Origin of the sequence: Nocardioides alcanivorans (assembly GCF_021555175.1) — a bacterium.
Taxonomy (GTDB): domain Bacteria; phylum Actinomycetota; class Actinomycetes; order Propionibacteriales; family Nocardioidaceae; genus Nocardioides; species Nocardioides alcanivorans.
This window is the reverse complement of the sequence record NZ_JAKGRW010000054.1, coordinates 120,001-134,403: the sequence shown is the minus strand read 5'-3', so window position 1 is coordinate 134,403 and position 14,403 is coordinate 120,001. Positions and strand designations below refer to the sequence as shown.

Annotated in this window: 14 protein-coding genes and 2 rRNA genes (1 of these 16 only partly in view); 1 reads left to right on the top strand and 15 read right to left on the bottom strand. The window is 67.8% G+C overall.

What is annotated here, in order from left to right; translation table 11 throughout:
• From L1066_RS23390 to L1066_RS23350, 11 genes are all read right to left on the bottom strand, one after another.
• A complete protein-coding gene (locus L1066_RS23390) occupies window positions 1–588 on the bottom strand; it encodes an NUDIX domain-containing protein (RefSeq protein WP_235738756.1) in 588 nt (195 codons plus the stop codon).
• A 1-nt stretch (window position 589) separates the two neighbouring features.
• Window positions 590–2,272: a CTP synthase gene (gene pyrG, locus L1066_RS23385; protein ID WP_235738755.1), complete on the bottom strand. Its 1,683-nt coding sequence runs from the start codon at window positions 2,270–2,272 to the stop codon at window positions 590–592.
• Window positions 2,185–3,270 (bottom strand): copper transporter, encoded by a 1,086-nt coding sequence (locus L1066_RS23380; protein ID WP_235738754.1) that lies wholly within the window; start codon window positions 3,268–3,270, stop codon window positions 2,185–2,187. The genes pyrG and L1066_RS23380 overlap by 88 nt, the downstream gene beginning before the upstream one ends.
• Window positions 3,267–4,433, bottom strand: coding sequence for a putative cytokinetic ring protein SteA (gene steA, locus L1066_RS23375; protein ID WP_235738753.1), 1,167 nt, complete (start codon window positions 4,431–4,433; stop codon window positions 3,267–3,269). The genes L1066_RS23380 and steA overlap by 4 nt, the downstream gene beginning before the upstream one ends.
• A 106-nt stretch (window positions 4,434–4,539) precedes the next feature.
• A complete protein-coding gene (locus L1066_RS28180; RefSeq protein WP_312008670.1) occupies window positions 4,540–5,118 on the bottom strand; it encodes a DNA repair protein RecN in 579 nt (192 codons plus the stop codon).
• 40 nt (window positions 5,119–5,158) lie between these two features.
• Window positions 5,159–6,037 carry a DNA repair protein RecN gene (locus L1066_RS28175; RefSeq protein WP_312008642.1) on the bottom strand — a complete coding sequence of 293 codons (879 nt, stop codon included), beginning with the start codon at window positions 6,035–6,037 and terminating at the stop codon, window positions 5,159–5,161.
• A complete protein-coding gene (locus L1066_RS28170; protein ID WP_312008640.1) occupies window positions 5,947–6,291 on the bottom strand; it encodes an AAA family ATPase in 345 nt (114 codons plus the stop codon). Before L1066_RS28170 ends, L1066_RS28175 begins: the two co-directional genes overlap by 91 nt.
• Complete coding sequence (locus L1066_RS23365) at window positions 6,288–7,226, bottom strand: NAD kinase (RefSeq protein ID WP_235738752.1); 939 nt, start codon at window positions 7,224–7,226, stop codon at window positions 6,288–6,290. Before L1066_RS23365 ends, L1066_RS28170 begins: the two co-directional genes overlap by 4 nt.
• Complete coding sequence (locus L1066_RS23360; RefSeq protein WP_235738751.1) at window positions 7,223–8,101, bottom strand: TlyA family RNA methyltransferase; 879 nt, start codon at window positions 8,099–8,101, stop codon at window positions 7,223–7,225. Before L1066_RS23360 ends, L1066_RS23365 begins: the two co-directional genes overlap by 4 nt.
• Window positions 8,061–8,273 carry a hypothetical protein gene (locus tag L1066_RS23355; protein ID WP_235738750.1) on the bottom strand — a complete coding sequence of 71 codons (213 nt, stop codon included), beginning with the start codon at window positions 8,271–8,273 and terminating at the stop codon, window positions 8,061–8,063. Before L1066_RS23355 ends, L1066_RS23360 begins: the two co-directional genes overlap by 41 nt.
• Complete coding sequence (locus tag L1066_RS23350) at window positions 8,270–9,154, bottom strand: HAD-IIA family hydrolase (protein WP_235738749.1); 885 nt, start codon at window positions 9,152–9,154, stop codon at window positions 8,270–8,272. The genes L1066_RS23355 and L1066_RS23350 overlap by 4 nt, the downstream gene beginning before the upstream one ends.
• An 87-nt stretch (window positions 9,155–9,241) precedes the next feature.
• Here L1066_RS23350 and L1066_RS23345 point away from each other — a divergent pair, with 87 nt between their 5' ends.
• On the top strand, window positions 9,242–10,345 hold the full coding sequence (locus L1066_RS23345) for a DUF1015 family protein (RefSeq protein ID WP_235738748.1): 1,104 nt from the start codon (window positions 9,242–9,244) through the stop codon (window positions 10,343–10,345).
• On the opposite strand, the gene L1066_RS23340 is transcribed toward L1066_RS23345, so the two are convergent.
• From L1066_RS23340 to L1066_RS23325, 4 genes are all read right to left on the bottom strand, one after another.
• The gene (locus L1066_RS23340) at window positions 10,299–10,610 is read right to left on the bottom strand and encodes a single-stranded DNA-binding protein (protein ID WP_235738747.1); all 312 of its coding nucleotides are present in this window, start codon (window positions 10,608–10,610) and stop codon (window positions 10,299–10,301) included. The two genes, L1066_RS23345 and L1066_RS23340, sit on opposite strands and share 47 nt — an antisense overlap.
• A 152-nt stretch (window positions 10,611–10,762) precedes the next feature.
• Complete coding sequence (locus L1066_RS23335) at window positions 10,763–11,749, bottom strand: tetratricopeptide repeat protein (RefSeq protein ID WP_235738746.1); 987 nt, start codon at window positions 11,747–11,749, stop codon at window positions 10,763–10,765.
• A 107-nt stretch (window positions 11,750–11,856) separates the two neighbouring features.
• A 5S ribosomal RNA gene (rrf, locus tag L1066_RS23330) occupies window positions 11,857–11,973 on the bottom strand.
• A gap of 90 nt (window positions 11,974–12,063) precedes the next feature.
• Window positions 12,064–14,403 (bottom strand): 23S ribosomal RNA (locus tag L1066_RS23325); it runs 768 nt beyond the window's last position.

Here is a 14,403-nt window from a genome sequence, read left to right as displayed (position 1 = left end):
TCACTGCCCCCGCAGTCGTCGAGCGTGCAGCGCCAGCACCGCGAGCGCCACCGGGGCGTCGCTGACGGTGCCGTCAAGCACCCCGTCCAGGAGTTCCGCGTAGGGCACCCAGAGGGACTCCATGTCGGCCTCCTCGTGGTGCAGGGCGAAGTCTCCTCGACTCGCGGTCGAGAGCTCCTCGGCCAGGAAGAGGTGGTGCCGCTCGGCGGAGATGCCCGGGGTGGCCCACACCGACAGCAGGTGGGTCCAGCGCCCGGCCTCGAGCTCGGCCTCCTCGCGCAGCTCGCGCACCGCGACGTCCTTCGGGTCCTCGCCGGCAGCGTCCATGACGCCGGCGGGGAACTCCAGGAAACGCATCTGCGCGGGGTGCCGGTACTGCTTGAGGCAGAACACCCGGTCGTCGGCGTCGACCGCCATGGCCACGCTGGCGCCGGGATGCTCGACCACGAGACGACGGAAGGACGGAGCGTCAGGGTCCTGCGGCGTGCGTACCTGGTCGGAGCGGAACGCCACCACCCAGTCGTCGCGGTGCAGGTAGGTCGATGAATCGACCGGCCACGACTCCGGGGTGTCGCCGATCAGCGCCACGTCACTCCTCGGTGTCTTCCTCGACCCGGTGCAGCTGCGACTCGTCCATCGGGATGCGCAACTCACGCTGACGCTCGATCGCCGCACCGACCAGCCCCGCGAAGAGCGGGTGCGGGCGGGTGGGACGCGACTTGAGCTCCGGGTGAGCCTGCGTGGCGACGTAGTAGGGGTGGACGTCGGCGGGGAGTTCGACGAACTCCACGAGTCCCCAGTCCGGATGGGTGCCCGAGACGACCAGGCCCGCCTCGGTCAGCTGCGGCAGGTAGGAGTTGTTGACCTCGTAGCGGTGCCGGTGCCGCTCGGTGACGGACGTGGCGCCGTAGGCCGTGGCGACGACGGAACTCGCAACCAGCTGGGCCGGTTGGGAGCCGAGTCGCATGGTGCCGCCCAGGTCGCCCGCACCCTCGACGAAGTTCTTCTGCTCCTCCATCGTGGCGATGACAGGTTCAGTGGTCGCGGGGTCGAACTCGGTGGAGCCGGCACCGGCGATGCCGGCTACGTTGCGCGCGTACTCGACGACCATGCACTGCAGGCCGAGGCACAGACCGAGCGTCGGGATGCCGTGGGTGCGGGCATACTTCAGCGCGCCCAGTTTGCCCTCGATACCGCGGATCCCGAAGCCGCCGGGCACGCAGACGGCGTCGACGTCCTCGAGGTGCTTGGCGGCACCGGCGTCGGTCTCGCACTCGTCGGAGGGGATCCAGCGCAGGTGCACCTTCGCCTCGTGCGCGAATCCGCCGGCACGCAAGGCCTCGCCGACCGAGAGGTAGGCGTCGGGGAGATCGATGTACTTCCCGACCAGTGCGACGGTGATGTCCTCCTTGGGGTGGTGCACCCGGCGGAGGAGGTCGTCCCACACGGTCCAGTCGACATCACGGAAGGGCAGGTCGAGACGGCGCACCAAGTAGGCGTCGAGGCCCTCACGGTGGATGACCTTCGGGATGTCGTAGATCGACGGGGCGTCGGCGCAGTTGATCACGGCCTCGACGTCGACGTCGCACATGAGCGCGATCTTCTTCTTGATGGAGTCGGGCAGCTCACGATCGGAACGGCACACGATCGCGTCGGGCTGGATGCCGACCTGACGCAGCGCGGCCACGGAGTGCTGGGTGGGCTTCGTCTTCAGCTCTCCGGACGGGCCGATGTAGGGCACCAGCGAGACGTGGATGAAGAACACCCGGTCGCGACCCACGTCGTGGCGCACCTGACGGGCCGCCTCGAGGAACGGCAGCGACTCGATGTCGCCGACCGTTCCGCCGACCTCGGTGATGACCACGTCGACGTCGTCGCCGCCCATGGCGAGGATCCGGTCCTTGATCTCGTTGGTGATGTGCGGGATGACCTGCACCGTGTCACCGAGATAGTCGCCGCGGCGCTCCTTGGCGATCACCGACGAATAGACCTGCCCCGTGGTGACGTTGGCGATCTGGTTGAGGTTGGTGTCGAGGAAGCGTTCGTAGTGCCCGATGTCGAGGTCGGTCTCCGCTCCGTCCTCGGTCACGAACACCTCGCCGTGCTGGAACGGGTTCATCGTGCCCGGATCCACGTTGAGATAGGGATCGAGCTTCTGCATGGTGACCCGGAGTCCGCGGGACTTCAGCAGACTGCCCAGACTCGAGGCGGTGAGCCCCTTGCCGAGCGAAGACGCAACGCCTCCGGTGACGAAGACATGCTTGGTCGGCACTGTGCCCAAGGAAAACTCCCGCGATCAGACGTTGAGACTGGTGATTTGTCACCGTCCACTACGGGATTCCAGTGTACCGGTCCCCCGGACGGTTTGGGACACCCCACCACGTGGCGCGCCGGATCAACTGCTGGGGACGGCTCCGTCAGCGCCCAGCGCGCCGAAGTGGCCCGAGCCGCCCGCGGCGTCCGCCGCGAGCGCCAGCACCACGTTGAGCTGGCCCGAAGCGGTCTGGACCGAGTCGACGCTCGTGCCCACGGAGGCCCAGTCGGCGTCGTCGCGAAGCCGATTGAGCAGACCGGAGTCGGCCGATGCGGACGTGGCGGCGACGACGCTTCCGTCCACCCCTGCATCCAGGCCGCCGAGCAGGTCGGCGAGCGCCTCGGCCTCGACGTTCGAGGCCTTCTCCCCGCGATCACGACCACGAGGTCGGCGGCAGCTGCCTCGTCGGAGACCGTGATGAGCTCCGCAGAGGTCAAGCTGCTGGTCACCGAAGTGGCCGTGTCATCGGCCCCGACGATCGCGGCAGCGATGATGGCGCCCAGTCGCTCATAGGTGGTCGCCTCTGCTGGCACGGCATCCAACCCGTCGGCGAGCTGACTGCCCAGCGTGTCGACGAGCGACTTGCCGGACGCGTCATACGCCTTGGCCTCGAGACCGTAGGTCGCGACGACGGTGCCACCGGCCTGGCGCACGGATCGGTCCACGCCGACGATCGCCTCCTCCGGCGCCCCCGGAAGGGTCACCAGGGCAATGCGCAGATCCTTGAGCGTGCCGGCAGCGACCTTGGCTGCGTGGGCAGTGAGGAGCTCGTCGGCCACCTCACCCGCGCCGTTGGCCGCCTTCAAGTCGGCGCGCAGGTCGTCGTTCTCGGCTCGCAGTTCGGGCGACGCGGTCCGGCCGATGTCGGAGAGCGGCCCACCCCCGAGCGCGACCCCGGCCGCCAGGGCGACGAGGACCGCAACGAGGGAGACGACGTGCTGGCGGAAGGAGATCATCGGAACAGTCCTTGCATCGAATCGAAGAGATCGCGGCCGTGCTGGTCCCACCAGTCCTGGCCCACGGGAGTCACGAGCACGGCGGCGGCAACCGCCAGCAGACCGACGAGGAGCACCAGCCACAGGTGCCAGGAGCGGACGTGGCCACTCCACAGTTGCGGGAGCACCTCGGCATCAACGAGCCGGTCGCCGACGGCGAGTCGCCCCAGGAGCGCGGACGGGCCAGATCCCTGACGGTCGAGCAAAGTGGCGACGTCGGCGTGATGACCAGCCGAGACCACCACGGTGGCGTCACCAGCGACCGCCATCACGAGGGCAGCCTCGTGCGCACCGACCGACGTGTCGAAGACCTGGGCACGCACCCCGAGACGGGTCAAGGACTCGATCTCGGCCTCGCCGGGCGCGCCCACCCGCACCACGGCGCCGGCGGCGCGCAGAGCCTTCGCCGACACCAGCTCGAGGTCGCCCGCGGCGAGCACCAGCACGTCGACCTTGCGGCCGGCCTTGGTCGCGGCCTCGGCGGCAGCACCGACTGCCACGACCGTGACCGGCTGCTGCTTGAGCCACGGCTTCAGCCCCCGCAGCTCCTCGGCGACGGTGGGGCCCGGGCTCACGACCAGCACCGGGTTGCCTGCCCACGTGCTGCCGACGCGCGGCAGCCCTTCGCGGTGCAACAGCAGTCGCTCCTCGCGGCGGAGCAACTCGGTGGTGTTGTGGGTGAGGGTCGCGAGTTGGCTGGGCAGACCCGCACGGGCACCCTCCAGCTCCTCCGCGAGCCGTTCGGCGGTGAGTTCCTCGCCCGAGGCGAGCAGCTCCTCCGCGGAGTGCACCTCGCCGCCGTGCAGTCGCAACCTGGCCCCATCCCGGATCCGGGCGGCCTCTGCTGCAGGCACCTGGTCGACGAGCGGGATACCGGCCTCGATCAGGACCCCCGCGCCGCGAGCCGGGTGACGGCCGGAGACGAACCGGGAGACGTTGACGACCGCGCCAACCTGGGCGTTGACCAGGCGTTGGGCGGTCGTGCGGTCGAGGTCGAGGTGGTCGATGACCGCGATGTCGCCGCGTTGCAGGCGAGGCAGCAGGGCCGCCGTACGCCGGTCCACGCGCGCGACGCCGACGATCCCCGGAAGCTCGGGCGAGTGACGCTGCTTGGTGAGTCTCATGGCGGCGCCATCGTGACACGCGAAGGTGGGTCGTTTCCGGGGGCCACGCGGACGTGGTGGGGATCGCATCGGATCCGACGGCACCGGGGCTCAGCAGCGCGCCCTCTCAGGCCCGGTCGTTCTGTGCCACCTCGAGGAGCTCTCGGGCGTGCGCGAGCGCAGTGTCGCTCTCCTCCATGCCAGCCAGCATCCGGGAGAGCTCCCGGACCCGGTCGTCAGCGCCGAGCACGGTGAGTCCGGAGGTCGTCACCGTGCCGTCACTGGACTTCGCGACCACCACGTGGCGATCGGCGAAGGCTGCGACCTGGGGCAGGTGGGTCACCACGAGCACCTGTGCGCTCCGGGCCAGCGCGGCGAGCCGCCGCCCGATCTCGACCGCCGCCTTGCCACCGACGCCGGCATCGACCTCGTCGAAGACGAACGTGGGCACCGGGCTGGTGCCGGCCAGCGCCACTTCCAGCGCCAGCATGACGCGGGAGAGCTCGCCCCCGGAGGCGCCCTTCGCGAGCGGGCGAGGCTCGGAACCGGTGTTGGCCGCAAGTTGAAGGTCGACGTCGTCGAGACCGTGGGACCCGATCCGCAGCCACCGCTTGCCGACCGCCAGCGGCGTCCCGACGACCTCCGGGTCGGCCGGGGCGTCGACCTCGGTCTGGGTCACGACGATCTGGAGGCGGGCGTGGGGCATCGACAGCTTCGTCAGCTCATCGGTGACGGTCTCGGCGAGCTCAGTGGCGACCTTGGTGCGCAGCTTCGACAGGGCCGTCCCGGTGTCGACCAGCGCCGAGCGCAGCGCGGAGCGGCGAGCCCGCAGTGCCGCGACCCGGTCGTCGGTCTGGTCCAGGTCGAGCAGTCGCTTGCTGCCCTGCTCTGCCCAGGCCAGCACCTCGTCGATCGTCTCGCCGTACTTGCGGGTGAGCGCCGTCAACGCCGCGCGCCGCTCGGAGACTCCGGCCAGTCGGCGGGGATCGGTGTCGATACCGGCAGCGTAGGACGCCACGTTCTGCCGCGACGTCGGCCAGCAGGTAGTTGACCTCGGCCAGACGGTCGCTGAGTGCGGCCACGTCCGGGTCGTGGTCGCGTACGCCGTCGAGCAGCCTGCGGGCCACGCCCACCGCGCCGAGCGCGTCCGGGGCCTCCTCCTCGGCGGAGAGTGCCTCACGGGCCTGTTCGGCAGCGGCCCGCAGCGTGTCGGCGAAGCTGAGCCGGGACTCCTCGGCAGCGAGGTCGGCGTCCTCTCCGGGGACGGGACCGACAGCCTCGATCTCTTCCAGGCCGAAGCGGAGCAGGTCGGCCTCCTGGGCCCGCTCGCGAGCGTGGTTGACGGTGTCGTCGAGCTCGGCCTCGACCTCCCTGAGCGTGCGGTGGGTCTCGCGCCACTGCTTCAGCAGCTTCTCGAGCCTCGCGCCACCGAACCGATCGAGGGCGTCGCGCTGGGCTGCCGGCCGCAGCAACCGGTGCTGGTCGGACTGACCGTGCACGGCGACGAGCGGCTCGGCCAGCTCTGCCAGCCGGGTCACCGGCACCGACGCGCCGCCGGCGAAGGCGCGCGAACGCCCCTCGGCCGCGATGTTGCGGGCCAGGAGTACCCGGCCGTCCTCGACCACTCCCCGGACTCCTCGACGGAACCGCGGAACCGCGCCAGCGCCGTGGCGTCGACGATCCCCTCCACCCGAGCCCGCGTGGCACCGGTGCGCACCGCGCCCGAGTCCGCGCGTCCGCCCAGCAGCAGACCGAGTGCGGTCACCACCATCGTCTTGCCGGCGCCGGTCTCACCGGTGATCACCGTCAGCCCCGGACCCAGTTCCATGGTGCTGGACTCGATGACGCCCAGGGACTGGATCCGGATCTCTTCGATCATGCGCCGGCCCCGCGGCGACGACGTTCGGCCGCACCCCGCCATCCTTCGACGGACAGGTCGAACTTGGCGACCAGTCGATCGGTGAAGGGTGCCTGGTGGAGTCGCGCCAGGCGGACCGGGTGGGCACCACGTCGGACCTCGATGCGGGCGCCCGGCGGCAGGTCGACGGTCCTCCTGCCGTCGCACCACAGCACGCCGGCGCCCTCGGTGCCGGAGAGCACCTCCACCGCGAGCATGGAGGTGGGAGCGACGACCAGCGGCCGCGCGAAGAGCGCGTGGGCACTCAACGGCACCATGAGGAGCGCCTCCACACCGGGCCACACCACGGGGCCGCCGGCACTGAAGTTGTAGGCCGTGGAGCCGGTGGGCGTCGCCAGCACGACACCGTCGCAGCCCCAACGGGAGAGCGGGCGGTCGTCGATCTCGACGACGACCTCGAGCATCCGCTCACGAGCGGCCTTCTCGACGCTCGCCTCGTTGAGCGCGAAGGTGGTGGAGACCACCTCCTTGCCCTGGAAGACCTTCACGTCGATGGTCAGCCGGTCCTCGACCGTGTAGTGCTGGTCGATGATCGCCGCGATGGTGTCCTCGACGGCGTCGGACTCGGCCTCGGCAAGGAAACCGACGTGTCCGAGGTTGACGCCCAGCAGTGGGGTGTTGTCGCCGTGGGTCAGTTCGGCAGCGCGCAGGATGGTGCCGTCGCCACCGATGACCACCACGAGCTCGCAGCCCACTGACAGGCCGGGGCCGGGGTCGACGCTCTGCAGCGCCGGCTCGTCGATGAGGGCGTCGAGGTCGAGGGCGGCGGCCTCCGTGCGCAGCAGGCGCACGCCGATGCCCTGGTCGACCAGACGCTTGCAGCAGTCTCGGGCGACCGTGCGTGCGTCGTCACGACCGGTGTGGGCGATCAGGAACACTCTGCGTCGGTCGGTCACGTCTCCACCCTCTCACCAGAGGCGAGCCGGGTGGTGTTGCGAACCACCTCGGTGAGGAGCTCGTCGTCGAGGACCGCAGGGCCTCGACGCAGCCAGAGGAAGAACTCCACGTTGCCCGAGGGGCCGGGCAACGAGCTGGTCGTGACGGCCCGGGCGCCCCAACCACGCGCCGAGGCCGCACGAGCGACTGCCTGCACGGCCTCGACCCGCAGATCGGGGTCGCGGACCACACCGCCCTTGCCGACGCGCTCCTTGCCCACCTCGAACTGGGGTTTCACCATCAGGGCCAGGTCGGCCTCGTCGCTCACGACCGACAGCAGCGAGTCGAGCACGAGCACCAGCGAGATGAAGGAGAGGTCGCCCACCACCGCGTCGACCGGACCACCGATGAGTTCAGGGGTGAGCTCGCGAATGTTGGTGCGATCGTGCACCCGGACCCGTTCGTCCTGTTGCAGGGACCAGGCGAGCTGGCCGTAGCCCACGTCGACGGCCACGACCTCGCTGGCTCCACTGCGCAGGAGCACATCGGTGAAGCCGCCTGTGGAGGCGCCGGCGTCCAGCACCCGTCGCCCCTCGACACCGAACCCGAGCGCGGCGAAGTCCTCGAGGGCACCGGCCAGCTTGTGGCCACCGCGCGAGACGTAGTCAGGACGGTCGGGATCCTCGCGCACCACGATCGCCGCATCGGTGGTCACGCCGGTGGCAGGCTTCGTCGCTGGGGCGCCCTGCACCGTCACCCGACCGGCAGCGATGAGTTCGGAGGCGTGCTCGCGCGAGCGGGCCAGCTTGCGGCGGACCAGTTCGGCATCGAGGCGAAGACGACGCGGCACCCGGTCACGCCCCGCGCGAGTCGAGTGCGGCACGGAGACCCTCATGGGCGCGCTCGAAGACGCCCACGTGCTCCTCGAGCGGCTGGTCAGCAGCAGCCACCACGTCGGCGAGCACGGCGTCGACCGCCTCGTCGCCGGTCACCGGGACACCAGCGGAGAACTCCACGGGCGCGACCACTGGGTCGGTCTCGGGGGTGGGGTGGCTGTCCTGGGTCATGGCACCACGCTACCGCCCGCATCGGACGATGCCGGGCGCACCTCGCCCACCGTGGGCGGGTCCCACCGAGCTTCCCCGACCGGCAGGTGGAGCGCACCGAGATCCGCACCCACATGGGTCGGCCTCGACTCGACCGGGCACGCCGCCAGGTCGTTGGGACCGGTCACCCCGGTCATCACCAGCAGCGACGGCAGCCCCGCCGCACGGGCCCCCGCGATGTCGGTGTCGAGGCGATCGCCGATCACCAGTGGTCGGCGACCACCTCGGCGTCGTACCGCTTCCAGGAACAGCCCGGGCGCCGGTTTGCCGGTCACCTCGGCGCGTCGGTCACTGAAGCGTTCGAGCAGTTCGACGAGCGCGCCGTGTCCTGGCGCCAGTCCGTTGCCCGTGGGAAAGGTCATGTCGGCGTTGCCCGCCACCCACGGCAGCCCCAGGCGCAGGAGGATGCCCGCGTCGACGATCCGTTGCCACGGCAGCTCCGGTCCGAATCCCGAGGCCACCGCGACCGGATCGTCGTCGAGTCGGCTCACCGGACGCAGGCCGACCTCCTCCAGCGCGCGGAGCAGCCCTTCGCCTCCGACCAGGAAGACCGGCGAACCCGGGGGCACCAGCTCCGCCAGTCGTGCGGCGGCGCCCTGCGCTGACGTGACCACGTCATCGGGACCGGCGTCGATGCCCAACTCCACGAGGTGCGCAGCCACCTGGGCGGGGGTACGCCCGGCGTTGTTCGTGACGAAGCTCAGGGTCACACCCTGCGCTCGCGCCCGCGCCAGTGCAGGCACCGCCCCGGGCACCGCTCGAGGGCCTTCGTAGACGCAGCCGTCCAGGTCGAGCAGCAAGTGATCGAACCCGTCGATGAGCAACCCCGGTGTCTCGGCCACGCGTGTCTCCTCCTGATCTGTCCACGCCACGCCGTGGGTCCCACGCAGTGGCGACGCTTCTGTGTGCCGCCCCCTACGATCGTCAGAATGGACGAGTACGCCGTCGGGGACGCCTTTGTGCTGACCGGCTTCCGCGCGCTCCGGCTCGCCGACAGCCACGTCGGTGACCCGGTGGCACACCGGATCTTGTCCCGACCCTATCGATCCGTCCCGGCCCGTATCCGCGAGTGGCGCGCCCGGGGACGGCTCGCGCGTGATCGGGAGCCCGCCCTGTATGTGCACGAATACACCTCGCACGGTGTCACGGTGCGCGGGATCGTGGGCGCTCTCGAACTCGCGACGGCGACCGAGCACGTACATCCGCACGAGGACGTCAACGTCGCCCAGGTCGAGCAGTTGGTCGAGCGGATGGGCGCAATGCAACTCAACCCCGCTCCGATCCTGCTGATCCACGAGGGACCGGCGGACATCCGTACGGTCCTCGACAGCACCACCGCCGAACCGCCCCACTTCGTCTACACGGACCGGGCCGATCAGCTCCACCGGCTCTGGCAGATCCGGAGCAACGACGCCGAGCACGTGGTGCGAAGTGCCCTACGTGACGCCCACCTGGTGATCGCCGACGGCCACCACCGCTTCGAGGCGGCTCAACGGCTCCGGCGCCTCCACCCCGGCAGCGACTGGGCACAGACGCTGGTGATGGTGGTCGACCAGACCGACACCCCGCTCCAGCTGGGAGCGATCCACCGCACCGTGCCCCGGCTCTCACTCGCGACCGTGGCTCGCACCGCTGAGCTGCTCGATGCCGACTGGACGAGCCAGCCGACCAGTCACCAGGCCCTGGCCCACCTGGACCGAGCACTGGTGCTGCACGACGGCGCCGCCTGGGGCACCCTGCGCCCGCGTCAACCGGTGGGCCTCCTGGTGAGATGGCTCCACGAAAGCCTGCTGCCTGCTTGGGAGGTGCTGCCCGAGACCGTCGGACACCACCACTCGGCGAGCGAAGCCATGGGGCGGGCGCGCACGGCGACCGCGGTGCTGTTGCCGTCCCCGTCCTTCGCCCAGGTGGCGGAGTCGGCGCGCTCTGGTCACCTGCTCCCCCAGAAGGCGAGCTCGTTCCAGCCGAAACCGCACATCGGCGTCATCATGCGGCAGCTGCGCGCCGTGCCCGACGGCCGGTCTGCACGCTGACTTCCAGCGTGGAGCGGCTCACTCCGCCCGCTGTGAAGAACCGTCGCCGTAGGTGTCCCACGATCCGCACCCGGTCCCCGGCACGCCACGCCGCCACGACCCGGAGCATCCGCCCCGACCGCACTGAGCAGTCGACCCGGTCGTGCCCCTCACCGGAGACCTGCGGAACCGCCACCTGGAACAGCCAGACGCGTTCCCCGGTCTTCAGCTCTCGCTCGACCGGATCCTTGGGCAACTCGCCCTCGAGGACCACTTCGTTGTGCATGTGCACCACCTCCGAGCACCACGGTGCCCGAACCCACCGGCGCCGAGCCCGGGTCCCACCAGACCTGTGGACCGCGCCCGGCGATCCACAGGCAACACTGCAACTCCGGCTCACTCACCTGGGCCGGAGAACAGCGGACGAGGCAGAGGAGCTCAGCCGATCAGTCGTTCCACCTCGGAGGCGCGGGCGGCGGCATCCGTCAGGTCCTCACCGTCGATGGCCACCGTGCGGTGGAACCAACTGAGGGCCTCCTCGTTGCGCCCCGCCTCCAGCAGGGTCTCCGCGTAGGCGTAACGGAGGCGAACCACCCACGAAGCACGCGTCTTCGTCGACAGCGGCGCATTCTCGAGGATGCGGAGAGCAGCGTCGACGTTGCCCATGTCTCGGCGCGCGCCGGCCTCGACCAAGGTCATCTCCGCCTTGGCGGCGGGTTCGAAGTTCTTGATCGCCGGACTCTTCGCCAGCTCAAGCGCCCGCTCGGGCCGCCCCAGGGCCCGCTCGCAGTCCGCCATGATGGGCAGGTACGCGGTGACGCCGTTCATACGCTTGGCGGCACGCAGCTCCGACAGCGCCTCGGCGTACTCCCCGGCTGCGTAGGCCGCCTCACCGCAGGCCTCACGCACAACGGCGATCCGCGCAGCGCGCGCCCGCGCCGCCAGCGTGTGCTGGTAGGCCGTCTTCGGATCCGAGTCGATGAGCATGCCAGCCGCAGCCAGGTGCCTGGCGACACGCTGGGCCAACTTCTCGGGCAGTCCCCGCAGCTGCTGGGCCACCGAGCGGTCGAGCTCCTTGCCCGTGATCTCCTCGGGGAACTCCGGACCGTCGTAGCGGGCCTGCTCCTCCGAGCGAGGACGCTGATCGGAGGACGGACGCTTCCAATCGCTCTTGCGCCCGGGACGGTCGCCGCCCTTGCGGTCATCGCGTCGGTCGTCACGCCGACCACCGGTGGGCCGGTCGTCACGACGCGCACTGCTGCTGCGACGCTCCCCTGGCTTCGAGCCGTCCTTGTTGGGGCCCCGACCGCGGGACTCGTCTCCCGAGCGACCAGCGCTCGGCCGGCCACCACGCTCCGGACGCCCCTCACGCCGTCCGTCGCCACCGCCTCGCCGCGGTCCATTGGGTCGTTGACTGCTGGGCATGGTGGCGACTTCCTCTCTTGACAACGTCTCGACCAACTATGGCCGACAAATGCGAAGTGGGCCACCCCGGAGAGTTGAATCTCGGGGGTGACCCACATCAAAAGTATGTCCGGCGACGTCCTACTCTCCCACAACCTCGCGGTTGCAGTACCATCGGCGCTGTCAGGCTTAACTTCCGGGTTCGGAATGGAGCCGGGTGTTTCCCTGACGCTATGGCCGCCGTAACTCTACGGGCACACTATTCAACCAACATATAACTGGGGTTGGTTGTTGTCCCAGAACCAAACAGTGGACGCGAAACAAAAAAGAAGTAAGAAGACAAGCCCTCGGCCTATTAGTACCGGTCGGCTAGGCATTACTGCTGTACACCTCCGGCCTATCAACCCAGTCGTCTACTGGGGGCCTTACCCGGTTAACCCGGTGGGAAACCTCATCTTGAAACATGCTTCCCGCTTAGATGCATTCAGCGGTTATCACTTCCGAACGTAGCCAACCAGCCGTGCTCCTGGCGGAACAACTGGCACACCAGAGGTTCGTCCATCCCGGTCCTCTCGTACTAGGGACAGCCTTTCTCAAGTTTCCTGCGCGCGCGGCGGATAGGGACCGAACTGTCTCACGACGTTCTAAACCCAGCTCGCGTGCCGCTTTAATGGGCGAACAGCCCAACCCTTGGGACCTACTCCAGCCCCAGGATGCGACGAGCCGACATCGAGGTGCCAAACCATCCCGTCGATATGGACTCTTGGGGAAGATCAGCCTGTTATCCCCGGGGTACCTTTTATCCGTTGAGCGACGCCGCTTCCACATGCCAGCGCCGGATCACTAGTTCCGACTTTCGTCCCTGCTCGACATGTCTGTCTCACAGTCAAGCTCCCTTGTGCACTTACACTCAAAACCTGATTGCCAACCAGGCTGAGGGAACCTTTGAGCGCCTCCGTTACATTTTAGGAGGCAACCGCCCCAGTTAAACTACCCATCAGGCACTGTCCCTGATCCGGATAACGGACCTAGGTTAGACATCTAGTACGACCAGAGTGGTATTTCAACGATGACTCCACACTCACTGGCGTGAATGCTTCACAGTCTCCCACCTATCCTACACAAGCCGAACCAAACACCAATACCAAACTATAGTAAAGGTCCCGGGGTCTTTCCGTCCTGCCGCGCGTAACGAGCATCTTTACTCGTAATGCAATTTCGCCGAGTCCATGGTTGAGACAGCGCCCAAGTCGTTACTCCATTCGTGCAGGTCGGAACTTACCCGACAAGGAATTTCGCTACCTTAGGATGGTTATAGTTACCACCGCCGTTTACTGGGGCTTAAGTTCTCCGCTTCGAACCGAAGTTCTAACAGGTCCCCTTAACCTTCCAGCACCGGGCAGGAGTCAGTCCGTATACATCGTCTTACAACTTCGCACGGACCTGTGTTTTTAGTAAACAGTCGCTTGGGCCTGGTCTCTGCGGCCCTTCCCGCTCACCCAGCAAGTGGGGTCACGTTCCGGGCCCCCCTTCTCCCGAAGTTACGGGGGCATTTTGCCGAGTTCCTTAACCATGGTTCACTCGATCGCCTTGGTATTCTCTACCTGATCACCTGAGTCGGTTTGGGGTACGGGCGGCTCATAACTCGCTAGAGGTTTTTCTCGACAGCATAGGATCATCCACTTCACCAATTGGCTCCCCATCAGGTCTCAGGCACATGAGAGACGGATTTGCCTACCTCTCGCCCTACACCCTTGGCCACAGACAACCATCGCTGTGGTTGGACTACCTTCCTGCGTCACCCCATCGCTTGACTACTACCAGTTCGGGTCCCGCGCAGCCACACCCCCTCCCCGAAGGGATAAGGATGCTTTTGGGCGGTTAGCATCACTGATTCATCATGGGCGTTACTTCACCGGTACGGGAATATCAACCCGTTGTCCATCGACTACGCCTGTCGGCCTCGCCTTAGGTCCCGACTTACCCAGGGCAGATTAGCTTGACCCTGGAACCCTTGATCATTCGGCGGAAGAGTTTCTCGCTCTTCATTCGCTACTCATGCCTGCATTCTCACTCGTGTGGCCTCCACACCTGGATCACTCCGGCGCTTCACTGCCCACACGACGCTCCCCTACCCATCCACACCACTGAACCAACCTCAAGGGCGGCTAATGTATACGCATGAATGCCATAGCTTCGGCGGATGACTTGAGCCCCGCTACATTGTCGGCGCGGAATCACTTGACCAGTGAGCTATTACGCACTCTTTCAAGGATGGCTGCTTCCAAGCCAACCTCCTGGTTGTCTGTGCGACTCCACATCCTTTTCCACTTAGTCACCGCTTAGGGGCCTTAGCTGATGGTCTGGGCTGTTTCCCTCTCGACTACGGAGCTTATCCCCCGCAGTCTCACTGCCGCGCTCTCACTTACCGGCATTCGGAGTTTGGTTAACGTCAGTAACCTTGTAGGGCCCATCGGCTATCCAGTGCTCTACCTCCGGCAAGAAACACGCGACGCTGCACCTAAATGCATTTCGGGGAGAACCAGCTATCACGGAGTTTGATTGGCCTTTCACCCCTATCCACAGGTCATCCCCTCAGTTTTCAACCTAAGTGGGTTCGGTCCTCCACGCGGTCTTACCCGCGCTTCAACCTGCCCATGGATAGATCACTCCGC